16 protein-coding genes are annotated in these 19,928 nt (G+C 36.4%); 5 read left to right on the forward strand and 11 right to left on the reverse strand.

The annotated features are described in order from the left end of the window. Positions 1-932: 932 nt before the first annotated feature. From QE429_RS14030 to QE429_RS14055, 6 genes are all read right to left on the reverse strand, one after another. Positions 933-2,282: a TrkH family potassium uptake protein gene (locus QE429_RS14030; RefSeq protein ID WP_307287747.1), complete on the reverse strand. Its 1,350-nt coding sequence runs from the start codon at positions 2,280-2,282 to the stop codon at positions 933-935. A 239-nt stretch (positions 2,283-2,521) separates the two neighbouring features. Further along, a complete protein-coding gene (locus tag QE429_RS14035) occupies positions 2,522-3,829 on the reverse strand; it encodes a hemolysin family protein (protein WP_307287749.1) in 1,308 nt (435 codons plus the stop codon). Positions 3,830-4,007: 178 nt separating this feature from the next. Beyond that, positions 4,008-4,748, reverse strand: coding sequence for a type I methionyl aminopeptidase (gene map / locus QE429_RS14040; RefSeq protein ID WP_307287751.1), 741 nt, complete (start codon positions 4,746-4,748; stop codon positions 4,008-4,010). A gap of 309 nt (positions 4,749-5,057) precedes the next feature. Further along, complete coding sequence (locus QE429_RS14045) at positions 5,058-6,278, reverse strand: MFS transporter (protein ID WP_307287752.1); 1,221 nt, start codon at positions 6,276-6,278, stop codon at positions 5,058-5,060. Positions 6,279-6,590: 312 nt separating this feature from the next. Then, complete coding sequence (locus QE429_RS14050) at positions 6,591-8,384, reverse strand: ABC transporter substrate-binding protein (RefSeq protein WP_307287753.1); 1,794 nt, start codon at positions 8,382-8,384, stop codon at positions 6,591-6,593. A gap of 271 nt (positions 8,385-8,655) precedes the next feature. After that, positions 8,656-10,110, reverse strand: a complete 1,455-nt coding sequence (locus QE429_RS14055; RefSeq protein WP_307287754.1) for a pyruvate kinase — start codon at positions 10,108-10,110, stop codon at positions 8,656-8,658. Between the two features lie 119 nt (positions 10,111-10,229). Here QE429_RS14055 and QE429_RS14060 point away from each other — a divergent pair, with 119 nt between their 5' ends. Then, positions 10,230-10,862, forward strand: a complete 633-nt coding sequence (locus tag QE429_RS14060; protein ID WP_307287755.1) for a VanZ family protein — start codon at positions 10,230-10,232, stop codon at positions 10,860-10,862. 20 nt (positions 10,863-10,882) lie between these two features. Here the strand turns inward: QE429_RS14060 and QE429_RS14065 are convergent, their stop codons facing one another. Continuing rightward, positions 10,883-12,241 carry an arsenic transporter gene (locus tag QE429_RS14065; RefSeq protein ID WP_307287756.1) on the reverse strand — a complete coding sequence of 453 codons (1,359 nt, stop codon included), beginning with the start codon at positions 12,239-12,241 and terminating at the stop codon, positions 10,883-10,885. A 178-nt stretch (positions 12,242-12,419) separates the two neighbouring features. Then, complete coding sequence (locus QE429_RS14070; RefSeq protein ID WP_307287757.1) at positions 12,420-13,520, reverse strand: hypothetical protein; 1,101 nt, start codon at positions 13,518-13,520, stop codon at positions 12,420-12,422. 309 nt (positions 13,521-13,829) lie between these two features. Between QE429_RS14070 and QE429_RS14075 the strand changes: the two genes are divergently transcribed. The 4 genes from QE429_RS14075 (at position 13,830) to QE429_RS14090 (ending at position 17,729) form a co-directional block, all read left to right on the forward strand. Further along, a complete protein-coding gene (locus QE429_RS14075; RefSeq protein ID WP_307287759.1) occupies positions 13,830-14,900 on the forward strand; it encodes a CotH kinase family protein in 1,071 nt (356 codons plus the stop codon). Between the two features lie 153 nt (positions 14,901-15,053). Next, entirely contained in the window at positions 15,054-15,551 is a 498-nt protein-coding gene (locus tag QE429_RS14080) for an LOTUS domain-containing protein (protein WP_307287761.1), read from the forward strand. Between the two features lie 66 nt (positions 15,552-15,617). Further along, a complete protein-coding gene (locus tag QE429_RS14085; protein ID WP_307287764.1) occupies positions 15,618-16,871 on the forward strand; it encodes a hypothetical protein in 1,254 nt (417 codons plus the stop codon). 189 nt (positions 16,872-17,060) lie between these two features. Beyond that, positions 17,061-17,729 carry a DUF2642 domain-containing protein gene (locus QE429_RS14090; protein WP_307287765.1) on the forward strand — a complete coding sequence of 223 codons (669 nt, stop codon included), beginning with the start codon at positions 17,061-17,063 and terminating at the stop codon, positions 17,727-17,729. Positions 17,730-17,815: 86 nt separating this feature from the next. Here QE429_RS14090 and QE429_RS14095 read toward each other — a convergent pair whose 3' ends face one another. Genes QE429_RS14095 through QE429_RS14105 form a run of 3 tightly spaced genes read right to left on the reverse strand, consistent with a single transcriptional unit; the run spans position 17,816 to position 19,921 of the window. Then, complete coding sequence (locus QE429_RS14095; protein ID WP_307287767.1) at positions 17,816-18,463, reverse strand: phosphatase PAP2 family protein; 648 nt, start codon at positions 18,461-18,463, stop codon at positions 17,816-17,818. Positions 18,464-18,478: 15 nt separating this feature from the next. Continuing rightward, entirely contained in the window at positions 18,479-19,546 is a 1,068-nt protein-coding gene (locus QE429_RS14100; RefSeq protein ID WP_307287768.1) for an NAD(P)H-dependent flavin oxidoreductase, read from the reverse strand. A gap of 6 nt (positions 19,547-19,552) precedes the next feature. Next, positions 19,553-19,921: a DUF2500 domain-containing protein gene (locus QE429_RS14105; RefSeq protein WP_307287770.1), complete on the reverse strand. Its 369-nt coding sequence runs from the start codon at positions 19,919-19,921 to the stop codon at positions 19,553-19,555. Between the last annotated feature and the right edge of the window lie 7 nt (positions 19,922-19,928).

Raw genomic sequence — 19,928 nt, forward strand, 5'->3', positions numbered from 1 at the left:
CCCTTCTAATCGACCGGAGTCCTGTTTTTTCTACCCCTTCAGTCGTTATGAACCCTTCTAATCGACCGGAGCCCTGATTTTTTTAAAGCTTCAGTCGTTATGAACCCTTCTAAACGACCGAAGCCCTGATTGTTTTACCCCTTCGGTCGTTATGAACCCTTCTAAACGACCGAAGACCTGATTTTTTTACCCCTTCGGTCGTTATGAACCCTTCTAATCGACCGAAGACCTGATTTTTTTACCGCTTCGGTCGTTATGAACTCGTCTCAACGACCGAAGCTCTAATTTTCCTTCCCCTTCTCTCATTAACCTCTAATTCGAACTTATTTTGGCATTCTAAATGACATCTAAATTGACACGAATTTTCAATGTACAATATGTATTGTCACTCAAAAAACACTTTAATATTGGACTGTCAATACTAAAAGAAATTGACATTAAACCTTGATATAACAACAAAAATGGCATGTGTCAATTTACATGCCATTTCTTCTGTCAATTTGTCCTTTATTATGCCCATTGAATATATATATAGGTAAATATTTAACATCATAATATGTGTCAAGCTTCACTAGTTCTACAAATGAAAATTATTAATTTCATTGAAAATTCACATTGATCATGTATAATTCATAGTATAACTATAGGAATTAAATGAAATAGGCGGTAGGAGGTCGACTAATGCGCTTTCTAAAGAATCTCTTTGTTGAACATTGTCCTAAATGTAATAAGGTGTTAGACACTAAACATTCCAATACCCTAAAATCAATTATCATAAAATCATGTCCAGAGCAACATTTCCAAAAGGAATTTCATCCAGCTTTAGAGACCTACATTGAAACACATAGGGTATCATAAATTAGATTTTTAAAGAATAAAAACCAGAACGATTTTTGTCTCGTTCTGGTTTTTTATGTTGAATTTTATTCACATTATCCAATTAAGATTTTTTCTTCTGCATATCTTACCTTTGATTCAGGACGATTGGACATAAGCGCAAATGCCATCGTTAATGGGCCAATCCTTCCAATAAACATAAGTATTGTAATAAGTATCTTCCCTATCGGCGAGAGGTCTCCAGTTAACCCTGCCGATAACCCCACCGTACCAAAGGCAGAAATGGTTTCAAACAAAATCTTTTCCATTGGTGCCTTTTCAGTAAAGGTTAATAAAAAGAAAATAACAAAAATAAAAATAATTGCAGTAACCGCAATAGACAATGATTTGTTAACCAATCTCCAGGAAATCCGTCTCCTAAAAATATTAACATCCTCTCTATTTGTCAAAACTGACCAAAATGCTAACATAATGATCGCAAAGGTCGTCACCTTTATCCCTCCGCCTGTGGATCCTGATGATGCACCAATAAACATGAGAGCCATCATGAACACTAAGGATGATAAAGTCATTTGACCAATATCAATTGTATTAAAACCAGCTGTTCGTGTTACAACACCTTGGAAATATGATGCCCATAATTTCCCATCTAAACTAAGTTTTCCAATGGTATGAGGATTTTTATACTCTGAAATCAAGATTACCAGGAAACCAGCCACATTAAGAATCAATGTCACAAGTAAAGCAATTTTTGAGTGAAGAGACAACTTTCGTAATGACCTTTTTTGCCACACTTCTAAAATAACAGTAAATCCGATACCACCAATAATAAATAACAAGGTAATAGCTAAATTTACAGTTGGATCACTCACCCATTTACTAAGATTATCAGATTCAAGGCCAAACCCAGCATTATTAAAAGCAGAGATGGAGTGAAAAATGCCATAGTAAATCGCTTTACTCCAAGGCATTTCAAACGACCATCGGATGGCCAAAGCAGTGGCACCAAGAATTTCAACGATCAATGTTATGACAATTATTTTTCGAACAAGTTGAACTACACCAGAAAGTGTGAATAGATTTAATGAATCCTGTAGAAGCAATCTCTCTTTCAAGCCAATTTTCTTACCTAAAATAATAAACATTAATATGCCAGTCGTCATAAATCCCCAACCGCCAACTTGTATAAGAAAGAGGAGAACGATTTGTCCGAATAACGTAAATGTGGTACCTGTATCTACAACCGCTAAGCCTGTTACACACACTGCCGAGGTTGCTTCAAAAAGAGCATCTATGAAGTGAAGTCCTCGACCTTCTTCATAGGTCGATATAGGAAGCATCAGCAGGATTGTGCCCAGGACAATTAAGGCTGCAAACCCTATTGCCAGTATTTGCGCAGGATGTAATTTTATCAGATTACCCCTTTTTTTAAATAAATTCACCATTTCGCCTCCATCCATTCCACTTAGATCGGTTTACTACCCTTTTATTGTTGCGGTATAAAAGGACTGTTAACACTATAATTACCTCATTTCCAATATGTATCAAACTTGGTAACGTCAAATATAATTACGAATCATATCTTACTATTACAAGAATTATTTGTAAATAAAATGTTTGCTTGTCAAGCACTAGGACAAAAAAATAAGACTGACTCTTTTATTTTGAGTCAGTCTTATTTTATTTAAGCATATGATTCTTGGTTAATTTTTAGAATTTGTAAGGATTTAATATGATAGCCATCAATTTCAATGACTTTAAATTCATAATTGTTATATTGTACTGTATCCCCTTCGATCACATCAATTTTCTCTGACATAATCCAGCCACCAATGGTATCCATATCTGTATTTTCAATATCTAAACCAAATAAATCATTAATTTCATCTATAAGAACTTTTCCATCAACAATGGTTTTTGTTTCACTAATTTTATTAATGTCTGGTACTTCATCCGCATCGAATTCATCACGGATTTCTCCGACAATTTCTTCTAAAATATCTTCAACTGTTACTAATCCTGCAGTACCTCCATATTCATCCATTAAGATGGCCATATGGACGCGTTCCTTTTGCATCTTAACCAACAGGTCATGAATAGGAATGGATTCAATGACTTGAATGACTGGTCGAACATACTCAGCAATAGATGTTTCTACATTTTTACCTTTTATATATTCAGTAAAAACCTCTTTCATGTTCACCATACCAATGATATTGTCCTTTTCACCATCAATGACGGGGTATCTTGTATAATTTTCTTCAGTCACAATTTGTAGACATTCATCTAATGATTGTGAGATATCAAACGCCACTATTTCAGTTCTTGGAACCATAATTTCATTTGCATGTCGATCATCAAATTCAAATATATTATTTACATATTTATACTCAGATTGATTAATTTCACCGCTCTTATAGCTTTCTGAAATGATTAGCTGTAGTTCTTCTTCAGAGTGAGCTATTTCATGTTCTGAAGCTGGCTTTAAACCAAATATTCCTGTAACCATACGTGCGGAACCATTCAATGCTTTGATGAAAGGATACATAATTTTATAAAACAGAATCATAGGTTTTGCAAATGTTAAGGTAACAGCCTCTGCTTTTTGAATAGCAATTGTCTTAGGAGCCAATTCCCCCACTACCACGTGAATAAATGTAACAGATGCAAAGGCAAGGACAAATGACATAACTCCTGAAACGGACTCAGGTAAGTTCAAATGCACAAAAAGCGGGTGCAGAATATGTTCCACAGTAGGTTCGCCCAACCAACCCAATCCTAATGCTGTTACTGTAATTCCCAATTGGCAGGCTGAAAGATATTCGTCTAAATTTGAAACAATCGTTTTCGCAGCAATCGCGTTTTTGTTGCCTTCAGCAACAAGCTGGTCAATTCGTGAACCCCGTATTTTAACAATAGCAAACTCGTAAGACACGAAAAATGCTGTAAAAGCAATTAAAATTGCTATTATTATAAGATTACCAATAATCAATGGTCTCCTTACTTAAAAGGATAAGTAAGGATTACACCTCCTGTTTATATAAACTTAGTTATCTAACAAAAAATTATACCATATTAAACCGTACAGTCAACGTAATGGTTTGAGGATAAAAATCAAAAAGATATAAATCTTCTCCAATTAGGAAAAAATCTATATCTTACTGATTTAACTATAAAGTTGTTATGATAGGGCCATTTTTGGTTAGAATTAATGTGTGTTCAATTTGAGCAACAAAGCTTTTTTCCGTTGCATATGTCCAACCATCGTCTAATTGAAAAACTTCCTCTTCTTCAGTGGAAATAAATGGTTCAAAGGCAATGACCATACCTTCTTTTAACAATTCATCATCCCATGGCTCAAAATAATTGTATACATGGTCAGGTGCCTCATGTATGGAACGACCAACGCCATGTCCTGTTAAATTTTTAATAACAGTCAATCCATTTTGTCTTGCAGCTTGGAAAACTGCCTTACCTATCCCGCTTTTTTTAGAACCAGGTTTGGCTTTTTTAAGGCCTGCCTCGAATGCTTCTTTTGCAACATCACATATTTTTGTTAAAATTTTATCACCTTCGCCAACAACAAACGATATACCAGTATCAGCAAAATACCCGTTCTTTGACCCAGAGACATCAATGTTGACAAGGTCGCCTTCCTTAATGATACGTTTTCCTGGAATACCGTGTGCTACTTCTTCATTCACACTTATACAAGTATATCCCGGAAAATCATATATTCCTTTTGGCGCTGAAACAGCTCCCTCTTTTTCAAATAAATCTCCTGCTAAATCATCAAGTTCTTTAGTAGTTACCCCAGGCTTTGTCTGTTGTACCAAGGCATCTCTTATGGTAGCAACTATTTTACCTATTTCCTTTAGTCCGTTAAAATCTTCTTCTGTCTTAGCAATCATTGTTCTTTCCCCAATCATTTTATTTTACTAGGCTTTGTTAAACTTGTCTGTTGATTTCCTCTCCAGGCGCTTCGCTTTCCGTGGGTGTTTCGGCGAGCCTCCTCGGCCCTCAGGCCTGCGGGGTCTCTACTGAACCATACTTTCACAGGAGTCTTTGCACCTTCCGTTCCAATCAACAGGGGATAAAAATCAACGCTGTTCTTTAACATAGCCTTTTACTAAAAAAACTCCATTCTTAGATTGTACCTATACTCATACAAAAATCCAAGTAAGTTAATCTTTTGTTAACTTTTTGTTTGCTGCTTTCTACTAAGAAAGTTTCCAAAGAAGGGAACGTCGATAAAAGATAAAAATAATCATGTTAATGATAGCTGAGCTAATAAAAATAGAAGATGTTCCCCACCAACTAATCATCCATCCAGAAAAGAGCATAGTAACGGGCATTCCTATCCTAAACAAAGAGCCTGTTAACCCACCAATTCTTCCCATAAATTCAGAAGGTGTCTGTTCATGCCTAAAAGTATAGGCACAAATAATATAGATCGTGGTGGAAAAACCGTTTAGTAATAAACAAAGAGCAAATACAATAAGGTTATTTGTAAAATAAAGACCAAAATAAGCAATAGAATTTCCGATAATTGCAAGTCCAAAAAGGACACCAAGTTTTAATCTTATTCTAAATCTATTAATAGTTAGACTTGCGATTAATCCGCCAACACCTGCAGCGGATAAAGTAATGGAAAGAATGGAGTTTGAAAGGTGTAAATCTGCTGTACCGAAAATCAAAACCGTATTACTTACAACAATCATTGTACAATTGATGAATACGATAAAAATAGTCATGGTTTTGAGTGCTTTATTTTTCTTGAAAACATCCCATCCTTCTTTAAAATCAAACCAAAATGAGGCTTTACTTCCCTTTTTCACTGGTTCAGTTACCGAGAGATTCATTAATAGTAGATAGGCTAAAAAGTATAAAAAGACTGTTATGAGCAAACCCTGTGTCTTATTGGCAAATAATAGGACACCCCCCAAGAAGACAGGACCCATAATGCCGACAAATGTCTCAATAAATGAAAATTTTGCGTTTGCACTTGTCAATAAAGGAAGAGGAACGCTAAATTTAATTAAGCTAACCTGGGTATTAAAAAACCCATAATTCAATGTCATTAAAATAAACCCGAATAAATAAAAGATAATTGGTGCGTATAAGTGGACGCCGAACATCCCATACATACATAGTAAAACAACGGCTTGAATGATAATCATCCACATCGCCCATTTCTTTTTATTTACTCGGTCAACAATAATGCCAACAATAATGCCAAAAAACAAGTTTGGTAATAATTCTGCGGTCCTCATTGATGTCATAACGATTGAAGAGCCGCCAGACAAGTCATACATAATTAACGGTAATAGTAGTTCGTAGATTTTATTCCCAATGCTTAATAGCAAGCTTGCGAAGAGAAGAAAAGTAAACTCCTTATACTGCCAAATACTCACCTTTTGATAAGACTGACTAATTGCCATGGTAATTACTCCTTTACACTTAAATTTGTAATTTCATTGTACGTTGGCAATCATCAGCTAAAAATCGTAAACCTCATTCTTATTTTTCACCTTTTCAAAAGGCTGTGTTAAAGTACAGTGTTGATTTATACATCCTGTTAATTGGAGCGGAAGGCACGAAGACTCCTGTGGGAGTATGGTTCAGGAGAGACCCCGCAGACGCTTGCGTCGAGGAGGCTCGCCGAAACACCCACGAACCGCTCGTGCCTGGAGCGGAAATCAACAGGCAAGTTTAACAGAGCCTTTCAAAAAAAAAAAGCCCCAAAGGACTTCTTAATTTTCTTGAAATTGATCGTTTCGACTGTGTTTGAACCACAATTTTTTAAAGTCAATCCACATTCTCGAATTAAAGGAAACACCTTCTAGGCTTGGCTCATAAAATACTTCGACTTGTTTATGAACTAGAAAAGTCAACACTCCTTGATTTACTAAGAACCTTTCCAATTCAAGATATTTGTTAATTCTTACTGATGGATTTGCCTCTTGTTTAATTTTTGAAATACATTCATCAATTTCCCCTCTTAACTCACTAGTTAAAAATGGATAGACAAAACCTCTTTCAAATAAAAATAATTCAAATAAGGTGATAAAGTTTCCATAGGGTGTAGCCTCAAATAGAATCATATCAGCCTCATTTAACATGGAATCACTTTGAATTTCGTTCCATTCAACAATGTTTACTAATACATTAATACCTCTGTCCTTTAAATTTTGTTGAACACAATAGGCATCTTGTTCATGTCTGCTATAGGTAACTAGTGTTAAAGGTTCCCCTTTATACCCTATCAATGGCAAATTCGATATAGAAGGTAGCGTGTTTACTAGTTCAGGAAGAGTCTCATCTGATAACATAAACCCATTAGCAATACCTAACCTCGGCTTTCCTAAATCAGCTAGTTTTCTCCTATCTATACAGGAATCAATGTACCTTCTTAAATCTAAACTTTGCAATGGCCCTTTTTTTGATAGATTCATTGTAAGTATATTTGTTCCTGAAAATGTGCTTTCCCTTTCATCCCAGGAATTATGTGTCCGTTTATTTTCGCCTGTATCAAAAATTAATTTCTTAAAATCTTTCATATCATCACTTAAATCTTGTGGTATTCTAATTATTTCTATTTTATCTAAATGTGCACGAGCTTCAAAATAAGAATCAAACACTGCTAATACGCAATGGTCAGAATCAATGGATTCCAGTTTAAAGGGACCTGTCCCTATTGGATATGGAACAATTCCTAAAGCAGAAGTGGATGTGTCTACGATAGCCATTGGAGCAAACGATACAAAATGCAGAAATAACGTGTTTGGTTCTTTTAAGCGAAAGAGAATAGAGTATTTGGACAAAACTTTTATCTCAACTATGTCATTGACTAACCATTTATGTGGCGATTGCCACAGCCTCGAAATGGCTTGTTTCACATCTTCGGCTAGTAACTCACGGCCATTATGAAATCGAACTCCCTTACGCAAATAAAAGACCCAATTTTTCTGATCAGGAGTGCACTCCCAATCATGTGCCAGACTTTGACTGAACCTTCTATTAATAAAATCATATTCTACCAATGTGTTAAACACCTGCATCACTAAATGAGCGTCTAAATCAAAAAAGATTTGAACAGGATCGACGTTGGTAATCGGTCTATAAATAGGAAATCTTAAAATCTCGATTTCATCATTGTCTTTTACATTTATATGTTTATAGCCAAAATAGGTAGAGACCCATTCAATAACAAAGGACTCTAAATTGGTGCCTTCACCAAATTCTTTAACTAACTTTAATGCTTTCATTATTTCATTTTTATCTAATAATGCTTGAGTTTGAAGTTGCAACATATGCTCCAGATTTTCTAAGAATACAATGGTTGAGTGAATGCCCCTTCCTTTGCCTGATATAAATTCTATTAAATCTTCTTCCATTAGTTTATTTAAGATTAGTTTGACGTTTCTTTGTGTGCAATATAAGATTTGGACTAATTCATTCATAGTGATACGTATGTTCACGTTGTTTTCATATGATTGATAGGCTTTTCTTAACAATAGAAAATAGTAAATATACTGTGAATTCATAGGAACCTCCGCTCGATTTCTATATATTTCTATTTTATCCTTTAGCTGTATTAAAGAACAATGATGATTTATACACTCTGTTGACTGGAGCGGAATACGCGAAGACTCCTGTGGGAGTATGGTTCAGGGGAGACCCCGCAGACGCTTGCGTCGAGGAGGCTCGCCGAAACACCCACGGACCGCTCGCGTCTGGAGCGGAAATCAACAGGCAAGTTTAACAGAGCCTATCCTTTAAAATGTGAAGAAGAAACAAAAACACGCTGTAATTGGATCAGCGTGTTTGAAAGAAATCTTTACCTTCTTTATGAAGTAGTTTCGTAAGCAACTTTAAAGCTTCAAGAATATATGGTCCCTTATTTAACATAATACAATTGGCCCTTTTTCCGTAGAATACATCTGTAATTTCAGAGCGTGAGGGTATCCCCTTTTTTGTTAACCGTTCCAGAACACCAGTTGCCCAAATAACAGGGATATATGCAGCTGAGCAAATCGTTAATATGTCATCTTGAACAAAGGAAAGATTCGCCGGACCCACCTCTACAGCAAGATCACCTCTAGCTATCATAAGGCCAAACCGTTCAAACTTTAATCCCTCGAGTATAATTCTTGCTACATGATGCACAGCATCCTTTGTTTCAATTTTTGCTATAACACCTAAGTGTGAGACATCGAACTTCCTTAATTCATCTCTTAGTTTTTTTAGATCAAGTGGTGAGTGCACAAAGGACACACCCACGATATCTGCGTATCTTGATATAAAAGGCAAATCATGAATATCCTTTTCTGTTAATGCGGGAACAGTTAAGCTAATTAGTGAATCAGGTAAATTTAATCCTTTTCCTTCTTTTATTCGCAACCCCCTTACTACAGGTGATTGTATTTCAATTTCAACGTATTCGTTTGTCACTTGGTGAACGATTCCAAAAATCTTTCCATCATCGATAAAAATCCGATCTTTGTTATGGACATTCCGAAAAGCTTTGCCGAGAGTAATTGGTATACCTGCAGGCCCATCTTCAGTGGCAGGATGGCCAATTTTTTCTGAGTCTAAGTATAAGCGTAAGAAATCCCCTTTCTTGACAAAAATATCAATCGATGAAAGTTTTCCAATACGCACCTTAGGACCAGCTAAATCCATATAAATTTTACATATTCTCTCCTGATCATACCCTTTTTCCAGTAGCCGCTCTTCCGCTTTCCTAACAGTTTCGATTAATTGTCTCCATTGTTTATGATCACCGTGTGCACAATTGATTCGAGCTATATTCATACCCCGTAGTAAAAGTTCCTCTATTAATGGAGGATTTTCTGCCATTTTTACATCCAAAGTCACCATAATGGCGGAATGAAGCTGTGTATTAGTCATTCCAAAAAGCTCCTCAGTCCGTTTGTTTAAAATCGTTCGTGAATCACTTGGACTTGCTATAGAAAGAGAATTAGATGAAACGACTCCACCCTGTATACGGTTCATGATTTTTTCCAATGTGTATAAAACATGATTATAAGATTGATCTAGTGCTGTAAGACCCTCCTCCATTAATGGTAGCCCTAGATCAAAAACATTTTGTTCTCGAAGTGCAAGATATGCAAGTAAGTTGTCACGATTAAATTCGGCACCAGATACCGGAAAATCCTCTCGAACCTGCTCAACTTCTTTAATAATTTGCTGATACAAACTCCCTAATCGTTTGGAAAATTCTTGTGGGTTAATTGGAGAATTAACCACAGCATTCACATCCTTGTTGAGCAAAAAGTTATCCATTAACCATATATGCAATAACAACGAATGTGTGACCCCGTTATCTTTTGAAACTTCCTTTCATTCATGTAGTAGGATAAAATAAAGTGGATAGACTGTCATCATCCAAAAATAGTACTGGCGGTGTAATTGTGAAAAATACATACACTTTAGCGTTATTCCTTTCAGTCGTGACCTTTCTTGTTTTGTCACCGATATTTTTCAGATTAATAAACTACCTGCATCCAGTAGTACTACTCGTTGTCTTATCATGCATCTATTTGACCTGGTTAGGTTTACTTTTATTGATTAGAAAAGAGTCCATCCGTATTTCCTATTCTCTTTTATTAACTTTCATCATTATATATTCAATTGGACTATTGATTTTATTATTTTTTCGACCAAACGATCAAAGTTATGAATCTGTTAATCTAGAGCCCTTTACTACTATTTCCTTTTATTTATCAGGCAAAGTGGATGGGTTAATTTCATTTTATAACCTGGCTGCAAATATAGGATTATTTCTACCCTATGGAATTTTACTCAGAATAAAACATGCTTCCATCGCGAGGGTGCTGATTGCTCCAATCATATCCATAACAGTAATTGAACTTCTACAATTTTTTACTCACCGCGGGAGCATGGATATAGATGATTTAATATTAAATGTATTAGGTATATACCTTGGCTGTATCCTATATCCTATCTTTAAAAAAATAGTAAAAATCCCTAACTATTGAGGTTAGGGATTTTTTTAGTATTAGGGAACGAATACAAGTAATAGCCATAAGTATAAACTTATTAGCGTAAAAATCAACGTTAAAGGAATGACTATAATGGTTACCTTCATGTATTCGAACCAGCTTATTTGAATTTTATTTTTCTTTAAAATATGCATCCAAATTAATGTTGCCAGTGTTCCGATTGGAAGGATTAAGGACCCCATATCACTCCCAATAATATTGGCAAGGTAAACGGTTTTCATAATTAGTGGGTCTAGTCCCATTTCTGTTAAAGCCAAGGTTGATATCATCAAAGCTGGATGGTTATTAAATATATTTGACAAAAGAGCCGTGATGACTCCCATTGTAATACTTGCATGTAACAAGCTATCACTAACTAGTGATTGAAGATGATTTACTAGGAAATTCGTTAATCCTATATTGTGAAGTCCGTAGATTATGACATACATACTAAAAGCAAAGATTAATATATGCCATGGAATTTTCCCTAACACATCTTTTGGATTTACTTTTAGATAAACCCATCTCCAAATCAATAAAATAACCGATCCGGATACCGCTACCAACGTAACAGAAATTCCAATAAATGAGGCAACAAAGAGGCTGATTCTTACAATGAATACGAATAGAAGCATGTTAATCATAAGTTTCTTTTGTTGATTAAAAAGGCTTTCAGCGTTTTTTTGCAGGGGGTGGTATAGACGGTTTTTTTGTAGTGGAATGGTGTAGGAATGGAAGCGTATTTCTCTTGGAATGTCCTTTTTAAAAACAAGGAACAATAAATAGGATAGAAATAACAGTCCAAGGACCCCTGGGACAAACATCATTTCTGTTTGAAGATATAGATCCATGCCAATAATTTTTAAGGCTATTAGATTAACAATATTACTAACACCAATGGGTGCACTAGAGGCGGTAGCAATTAGAGCACCGCTTAGGAGAAAAGGTATTTTCTGCCGGTTTTTTAACTTAAGATTATTTAAAATAAGGATCAGAATCGGTGTAGTGATCAAGATACTTCCGTCATTATTGAAAAATAGTGTCATTAAAAAGCAAAGCAGTAACGTATTCCAAAATAATCGGACACCTGATCCTTTTGATATTTTTAACATAAGAGCAGCGGTCCAGCTAAAAAAACCAAAACTCTCTAGTACGATAGCCATTACAATGGTGGCAATTATGGTAATCGCTGCACCTGTTACTTTGGAGCTAATATCAAATAAATCACCTATTGATACACTCCCGCTTAGAAATACAAGGATCGCTCCTATTGTAGCTGGGATGGCCTCATTCATATTTTTGGGACGGATAAAGATTAGGACCATCGTAAGCACGAAAGCTAGTATGGTGATAATCACCGTCGAAAGATGATACATAAAAATTTATTTACTCCCTTCATTAAGTTTCCTTCTTTAATCTCCGTTTTTATATTTCTTGTCCTTTGCTTTATAGTACGTCCACAATGGAAGGCTTGTTCTAAACGAATATCTCGTAAATGAACAAATCAGCGGAAATCTAGATATATTTTTTAAAAGCTTACTAGATTTTTGCCTATTATTTTGGGGATAGACGAATATCCTTAGTGGTTTGTACTAGGCCTATGTACAGAATTAATAAAAAATAGACCGATACTGTTTGAGTATCGGTCTTATATACAGGGTTAGTGTCCTTTTTTACCCTTAGGTCCTTTTTTACCTTTTTTATGCTTCTTCCCTCTACTTCCATGACTGCCGCTGCTTCCATGACTTCCACTGCTTCCGTGACTGCCGCTGCTTCCGTGACTGCCGCTGCTTCCATGACTTCCACTGCTTCCGTGACTGCCGCTGCTTCCATGACTTCCACTGCTTCCGTGACTGCCGCTGCTTCCGTGACTGCCGCTGCTTCCGTGACTGCCGCTGCTTCCGTGACTGCCGCTGCTTCCTTGGCTTCCACTACTGCCGTGACTGCCACTGCTTCCTTGGCTTCCACTACTTCCGTGGCTTCCGTGACTGCCGCTACTACCATGCCCTTTTTTGCCCTTTGGTCCTTTTTTGCCTTTTGGACCTTTCTTTCCTTTTTTACCTTGGCTACCGCCACTTCCTTGGCTACCTGAGCTGCTGCCTCCACTTCCGCCCGAGCCGCTGCTTCCGTGACTGCCTCCGCTTCCGCCCGAGCCGCTGCCTCCGTGACTACCTCCGCTTCCACATGAACCGCTGCCTCCGTGACTGCCTCCGCTTCCACATGAACCGCTGTTTCCGTGACTGCCTCCGCTTCCACATGAACCGCTGCTTCCGTGACTGCCTCCGCTTCCGCTCGATCCGCTGCCTCCGTGACTACCTCCGCTTCCAGATGAACCGCTGCTTCCGTGACTGCCACCACTTCCGCCCGAGCCGCTGCCTCCGTGACTGCCACCACTTCCGCCCGAGCCGCTGCCTCCGTGACTGCCTCCGCTTCCAGATGATCCGCTGCCTCCATGACTACTATTACCTTTTTTCCCTTTAGGCCCTTTTTTGCCTTTATTTCCATGGCTTCCACTTTTGCCTTCACTGCCGCTACTTTCTGCTCCGCCTTTGCCTCCACTGCCTCCGTGACTGCCACTTCCACCACTGCCACTTCCACCATGGCTTCCACTTCCACCATGGCTTCCGCTGCTTCCATGGCTGCTGCTACTTCCATGTGTACCACTTTTTCCAGCGCTACCAGAACCAGACTTATCTCCTTTTTTCTTACCAACCGGATTATTATCTAAAAACCCATCAAGCCCGTTTTCCTTAGCTTCTGAAAGTAATTGTTCAATATTAAGCTTTAAAACCATTTTTCCACCACTTTCTAAAAAATTTTTCTTTTCTATTCCAATTTATGAAAATTTAGCGTATTTGCCATAGACAAACATATATTTTTTAGTCCCTTAATATTTTTGGGGATATACACATCCACTGTCTTTTACACATATATCTAGAAAAAATACTGTTAAGGGGTATTTCTGTGCAAAAATATGAAATTCTAATTAATCCAAAATGGTTAAGGAAATTGGAAAGTGACATTTGGGAGGATGAATTGGTACCAGCAGTATTAAAAATTGGTGGAATCAGTCTCAAAATTAAGCTTTCATATAGGGGGAACGTAATTAGAGATAAGAAAAAAAGATCGTACAGAATTATATTTCAAAAACCAAACACATTTAATGGAGCTCATGAATGTCATCTTAATGCAGAGTTTTCAGACATTTCCTTATCTCGAAACAAACTTTCACTTGATTTTTTTGACCGTATTGGGGTTATTTCTCCCCACTCGAAACATGTATTACTTTTTATTAACGGATTCTGTAAAGGTCTTTATCTAGAATTAGAATCCTTTGATCAATATCTCCTAAAAAAAAGAAATTTACCTAAAGGGTCCATAATATATGCAACTAATAATCGTGCAAATTTTTCTCTACTTACAAAAAAAAATGAGCTGAAAACTCGCTTAGATCAGGGTTACACTTTAAAATACGGAAAAAAAGAAGATTTAGTGGAATTGGGACATTTTATTGCGATGATTAATACCTGCAAAAATGAAGATTTTAAAAATGAGATCCATCAATTTTTGGACGTAGAAAAATATTTAAAATGGGTGGCAGGGGTTGTTTGTACACAAAATTATGATGGCTTTATTCATAATTACGCTTTATATAAAAATAGTAAGACAAATGTATATGAAATCACCCCTTGGGACTATGACGGTACATGGGGTAGGAACCTACACGGCCGTCTCCTCGATTATGACTATGTCCCAATTACTGGCTATAACACGTTAACAGGTCGCTTGCTTCACTTCCCTGAGTTCAAACACATGTATAAAGATATTCTTTCAAAAATTTTAGAAAAAGACTTTACCCTTACTGTACAGGAACCTGTTATTAATGGTCTATTTGCCGAATTATCCCCTTATCTTCAACAAGATCCATATATTACTTCAACTGCTGAAACCTTAGAAAATGAAAAACTTGTATTTTTCGATTTTATTAAAAATCGAAGTGACTACATTAAAAAAAATTTATCAACACTTTTATAATTCTCAGGTATATGGTCATGTATCATATACCTTTTTTTGCCTATTTTTTGCTTGGACTATGAAAAAAAGGCTACTTTATTAGTACAACATCACCCCGTGATACATATAGATGCAGTGTAAATGTTTATTTAATAAAAGGAGGAAAAAACTTTTATGGATAGAGAATTAATGAATTTATTTGTGGGTAAAACAATCAGGGTTGACCGGGGAGGTCCAGAATCTAGAAAAGGGAAGCTTCTTGCTGTTTTTGAAGATTATTTTGTCCTTTTAACAGAAACTGATGGGGTCGTTTATTATAAAACTAACCATGTCAGAAGCGTTACAGAAAGCTCAAAAGACGATATGAAATTGGGAATTCATATTCCAGACAAATTAGATTATAAAACTGCTGAAAATTTTCATAAGCTTTTAGAAAGTATTAGATTCCAATGGGTAAAAATCAATCGCGGCGGCTCTGAATCATTAGAAGGTGTACTAAGTGACGCCAACAAACACTATGCTTCACTGATTGTTAAAGAAGAAGTTGTGCGCTTCTCCATGAAGCACATCCGCAACATAAGCTACGGCTTAATGGTTGAAAGAAAAAAAGATGATTCCGGTAAATCCGACAATGACAACGATCAGAAAAAGAACGACGAACACGAAGATTAACGAATAACCCTTTTGTCGCTTCTCCTTAAGAGAAGCGACCTATACTATCTAAAGGAGGATTCTTTCATGGGGTTAGAAAAGTTTTCAGCTGCATTGGATGTACTGAAAGGGTTTCAAGTAAATCTATATGTAGGTGAGAATGTTTATAAAGGAAAATTAATCGGTGTTGAAGCAGATCACGTCGTTTTAGAAACCGACAATAACTATATATTCTATTACAATATTGAAAAAATTCAGGCTATCACAAAAAATACAAGACAGTTCAAGCCAGATGTCACAGATGTAAAATTTCAAAAGACTCAGAGTTTAAAAGAACTTCTTCATTCATTCCAAAATACCTGGGTAACCATTTTAGCATTTAATAAGCAAAAATTTACTGGTGTCTTAAGTGAAATTGATGAAGACTTTGTTACTGTTATTAATGGTGAAGAGCGAATTCTAATCAAGGTAGAACATGTTTCTAACATACTAAAGGGTGTTCTCAAAGAAGAGGATGCCAAGCAAGAAAACAATAAGGAAAACAATAAGGATAACAACAAGGATAACAACAAGGATAACAACAAGAATAGTAACGAATCTCATAAGAATGAGAATGATAACAAAGAAGAAAAAAATGACAACGACTGTTTCACTTGCGAGGAAACTGAAAACAAATCTCAACAAAAGTCAAAATCTTCATCAAACAAAGGTGCTGACAAGAAAGAGAAAACAGCTGAAAAAATGCACGAAGTAGTTGCTACAGAAGAAAAGGTAGTCTGGTCGCAACCGATAAAAGGTGAATCGGTGGTTACTCCAGTTAAAGAAGCTACTAACAAGTCAAAAAAATCACATTCTGAAGAAAAGACACCAAAAATGGCTGTTGAACCTAAAAAGTCCCCTAACGAACTGGCTATTAACGAGAAGAATGAGGAAAAACATAAACATCATAATACGGAGCCAGTAAAAGAGAAGAATGAGGAAAAACATAAACATCATAATACGGAGCCAGTAAAAGAGAAGAAACATGAAAAAGAAGTTGCCCCACTTTTTAAAATGGAACCTGCCCCACTTCTACAAATGCCTAAGAAGGAAGTAAAGCCAGTAAAATCCCAAGAAACTTCACCTACACCAAAACTTAACATGTCACATAATACTTCCAATAAAAAAGCTGAGCACTCTACAAGTGAGATGAATACAAACGATACCAAGAGTGTATGGAAACAAAGAGATAAGGAAACGCAGGCATTCCGCTTTGCAGGTGAACCGGTTCGTCGCGATGAGATTAAAGCTTTCCCATTTGCTGGTTGGCCTAATAGAAGTAAAAGAACATTTAGATTGTAATTCTGGATCCTCACTTGTATTATAATGGGTTCCATTCATCAATCAATATTTATTAACCATAATCAACTCTCAAGTCCTATTACAAATAAGAGCTGGGCAATACTCAAATATGGGATATAAAAAATACTTTTTTCGCTTTCAGCCCTTCTCTATTTGTAAACGGAAAATCCAAGGAAAGGAAGTGAGTAAATGAGCTTGAAGGATAAGATTGGAAAGTACATCAAACTAGAAATCTCAGGGAAGAAAGAAATAAGTGGATTATTAGTTGATGTTGGCAGTGACTTATGGGTTGTTTTTAATGGTAACGACTATCTATATATTCCAATCATTCATATTCAAAACTGGCAGTTTTTAAAGCGAGATGAAATAGCTGAAATAAGTTTTAATGATGAACCGACACCAATTTATAACCACAATGAAGAAATATCATTGAGAAAAACTTTGACAGCTGCAAAGGGAATCTTTACCGAAATCTATGTAACAAGTAAACAAGCATTACATGGTTATATTATCAGTATCATGAATAATTACTTTGTATTCTATTCCCCGATTTATAAAACGATGTTTATCTCCCTTCATCATCTTAAGTGGTTAATACCATACACTAGCAACCAACGCCCATACGGCCTTAGTAACGCAAGTCTTCCTGTAAACCCAAGCAATCTTACATTTGCACGATCATTTGAAGTACAAATTGAGAAATGTGTGGGTGAACTAATCGTCTTTAATATTGGTGAAAATGAGAATGTGATTGGTAAAGTCCAAGGGATAAAGAATAATTTTGTTGAATTAATCAGCGCGAAAGAAGATCCTGTATATGTAAATCTCCAGCATATAAAAACAGTCCATATGACTTAGTCTTTTCGTACATTTACAGTTGAATTGTAAACAAGCTTTTTACTCATAAAAATAGAGTGTCTACCTGACACTCTTTTTATACGAAACTATTTGTTTTTTAAAGGAACTTGAACGGGCTTTTCACCCAAACGAAAAATTAACAGCTCAAATGTAATACCATAAAGAAAGGTAACTAGAAACATTGAACCAACCATATCAAGAATGACATGTTGCTTAACAAAAAGTGTTGAGATAATAATTAATGTACCTAAAACATGTATACATATGTTAGTGAGTAAATGTTTATTTTTTATATGCAGAGAAGCGAGCATAACAGCAAATGTAGTAAGCACATGTATGCTTGGAAAGCAATTATATGGACGATCATTTTTATAAATCCACTGAACTAGCACTGTTAGAGGACTGTCTCCTTGAATGTCCGGTCTTGAGACTGTGGTTTGGAAATAGAAATAAATAATAAAGCAAATCAACTCACCAATCACAATCATAAATATGGTTTTTACATAAACTTTCGTATTTTTAAACCAAAGATAGACTAAAAAAAGGAACATGTAGACATACCAAAGAATATACGGAATAATAAAAACCGACATAAATGGGATTACTTCATCCACTGATGTTGAAATATCAAAAGCCTTATGGGAGCGATCATTTAAAAAGCTGTAAAGACTGGCCAAGACCGGAAACACTAACAATAACAATAGGTAGGGCGCTTTTTGTATCTTTTTTTTCATCTATGTCCCTCCCTTTTATATATTTAGACGATCCATTTCTAATATTAATCTACCCATAAGTTCTTGAACAGTAACTTTTTTTGCTAAACGTGGGCTTTGCCCGGACCAAAGAGACATGCATGCAGTTTTTCCTCTAGTCGAAGCGGCTTTCCTTATTGCTTTTGTCAGTTCATTTTGCAATGGATATTCTGGAAGATGATCTTCATAGGGTTTGAGCGTTTCTATAAAACTATTGTTGATTCCTCTTGCGATTTTACCAGAAAAGGATTTCGTTAGTACAATTTGGTCTTCTGTTGCACCTATAACCGCATCTTTATGTAGTGGGTGTGCACCACTTTCTTCACACACAAGGAATGCAGTTCCCATCTGCACCCCCGCTGCTCCAAGTATTTTCGCAGCCGTGATTCCTCTCCCATCCATGATTCCTCCAGCTGCAATAATTGGAATATGTAAAGAATCAGCAGCTTGAGGGATCAGCGACATCAAACCAACTAAGCCTCTCTGTTCATCATGTTGAAAGGTTCCTCGATGCCCCCCTGCTTCCGCACCCTGGACTACCACTGCATCCATCCCAGATTGTTCATTCATCATAGCTTCTTGAACCGTTGTAGCGGTGCCAAGCAATGTAATCGATCTAGATTTAAGTCTTGTTATAATTTCATGTGAAGGTAAACCAAATGTAAAAGAACAGATTGGGACATGTTCTTCTATTATGATACTCACTTGTTCTTGAAAGATTTGTTTGTCTTGGTCGAATGTAGGAAGAGAAAGGCACTCGCTTATATCGAATTGTTCATTAAAAGGTTTAAGTAAGGACAGAGCCCTCTGAACTTGTTTCTCATCAATTGAATAGGACGATGGAACAAATAAATTAACTCCAAACGGCGTGTCTGTTAATCTTTTTATCTCTTTAATTTGGGCTAGTAATTGGTTGGGACTCATATATCCTGCCCCCACCATCCCAAGGCCACCTGCATCTGAAACAGCAGCAACCAACTTTGCAGATGTAATTCCTCCAGCCATTGGAGCTTGAATAATGGGATAGGTGATGTTTAATAATTCACAAAGGATATTTTTCTGCATATTTGATTACCCCCATTGTCTTCTGGTAAAACCATGATAACGCGAACCTTGAAAGACTAGTTCACCTTGATCACCTTCAACCAATTGCCCATATTCCCTACCGTTTACTCCGAATTCCATCCGATCACCACTCTCTACTTGAAATGTTACATAATACCAAGTAGTAGAGTGATGGTCATTTCCTCCATGACGAACTTGAGTCCTCTTGGAAATGACAACTGCATCAACGTTTAAGCGTGGTTGCTTATTATTATTACTCCATTCCCTAATACCCCTTAAGATGGAAAAAAGAATAATTCCAGCTACAAGGATAAAGAATATTGGAAAAATAGTTTGCATGATTGAAAACATATCAAAACCATTGTAAATATCCACACCTCGA

It is taken from the genome of Bacillus sp. SORGH_AS_0510 (assembly GCF_030818775.1).
Taxonomy (GTDB): domain Bacteria; phylum Bacillota; class Bacilli; order Bacillales; family Cytobacillaceae; genus Neobacillus.

What these genes read in the sequence shown, in the direction of transcription:
- QE429_RS14030 (WP_307287747.1), bottom strand. Translation starts at nt 2,282, where the DNA reads ATGGTGAATTTATTTAAAAAAAGGGGTAATCTGATAAAATTACATCCT.
- map (WP_307287751.1), bottom strand. Translation starts at nt 4,748, where the DNA reads ATGATTGCTAAGACAGAAGAAGATTTTAACGGACTAAAGGAAATAGGT.
- QE429_RS14045 (WP_307287752.1), bottom strand. Translation starts at nt 6,278, where the DNA reads ATGGCAATTAGTCAGTCTTATCAAAAGGTGAGTATTTGGCAGTATAAG.
- QE429_RS14050 (WP_307287753.1), bottom strand. Translation starts at nt 8,384, where the DNA reads ATGAATTCACAGTATATTTACTATTTTCTATTGTTAAGAAAAGCCTAT.
- QE429_RS14065 (WP_307287756.1), bottom strand. Translation starts at nt 12,241, where the DNA reads ATGTATCATCTTTCGACGGTGATTATCACCATACTAGCTTTCGTGCTT.
- QE429_RS14070 (WP_307287757.1), bottom strand. Translation starts at nt 13,520, where the DNA reads ATGGAAGTAGCAGCAGCCATGGAAGCAGCGGAAGCCATGGTGGAAGTG.
- QE429_RS14080 (WP_307287761.1), top strand. Translation starts at nt 15,054, where the DNA reads ATGGATAGAGAATTAATGAATTTATTTGTGGGTAAAACAATCAGGGTT.
- QE429_RS14085 (WP_307287764.1), top strand. Translation starts at nt 15,618, where the DNA reads ATGGGGTTAGAAAAGTTTTCAGCTGCATTGGATGTACTGAAAGGGTTT.
- QE429_RS14090 (WP_307287765.1), top strand. Translation starts at nt 17,061, where the DNA reads ATGAGCTTGAAGGATAAGATTGGAAAGTACATCAAACTAGAAATCTCA.
- QE429_RS14095 (WP_307287767.1), bottom strand. Translation starts at nt 18,463, where the DNA reads ATGAAAAAAAAGATACAAAAAGCGCCCTACCTATTGTTATTGTTAGTG.
- QE429_RS14100 (WP_307287768.1), bottom strand. Translation starts at nt 19,546, where the DNA reads ATGCAGAAAAATATCCTTTGTGAATTATTAAACATCACCTATCCCATT.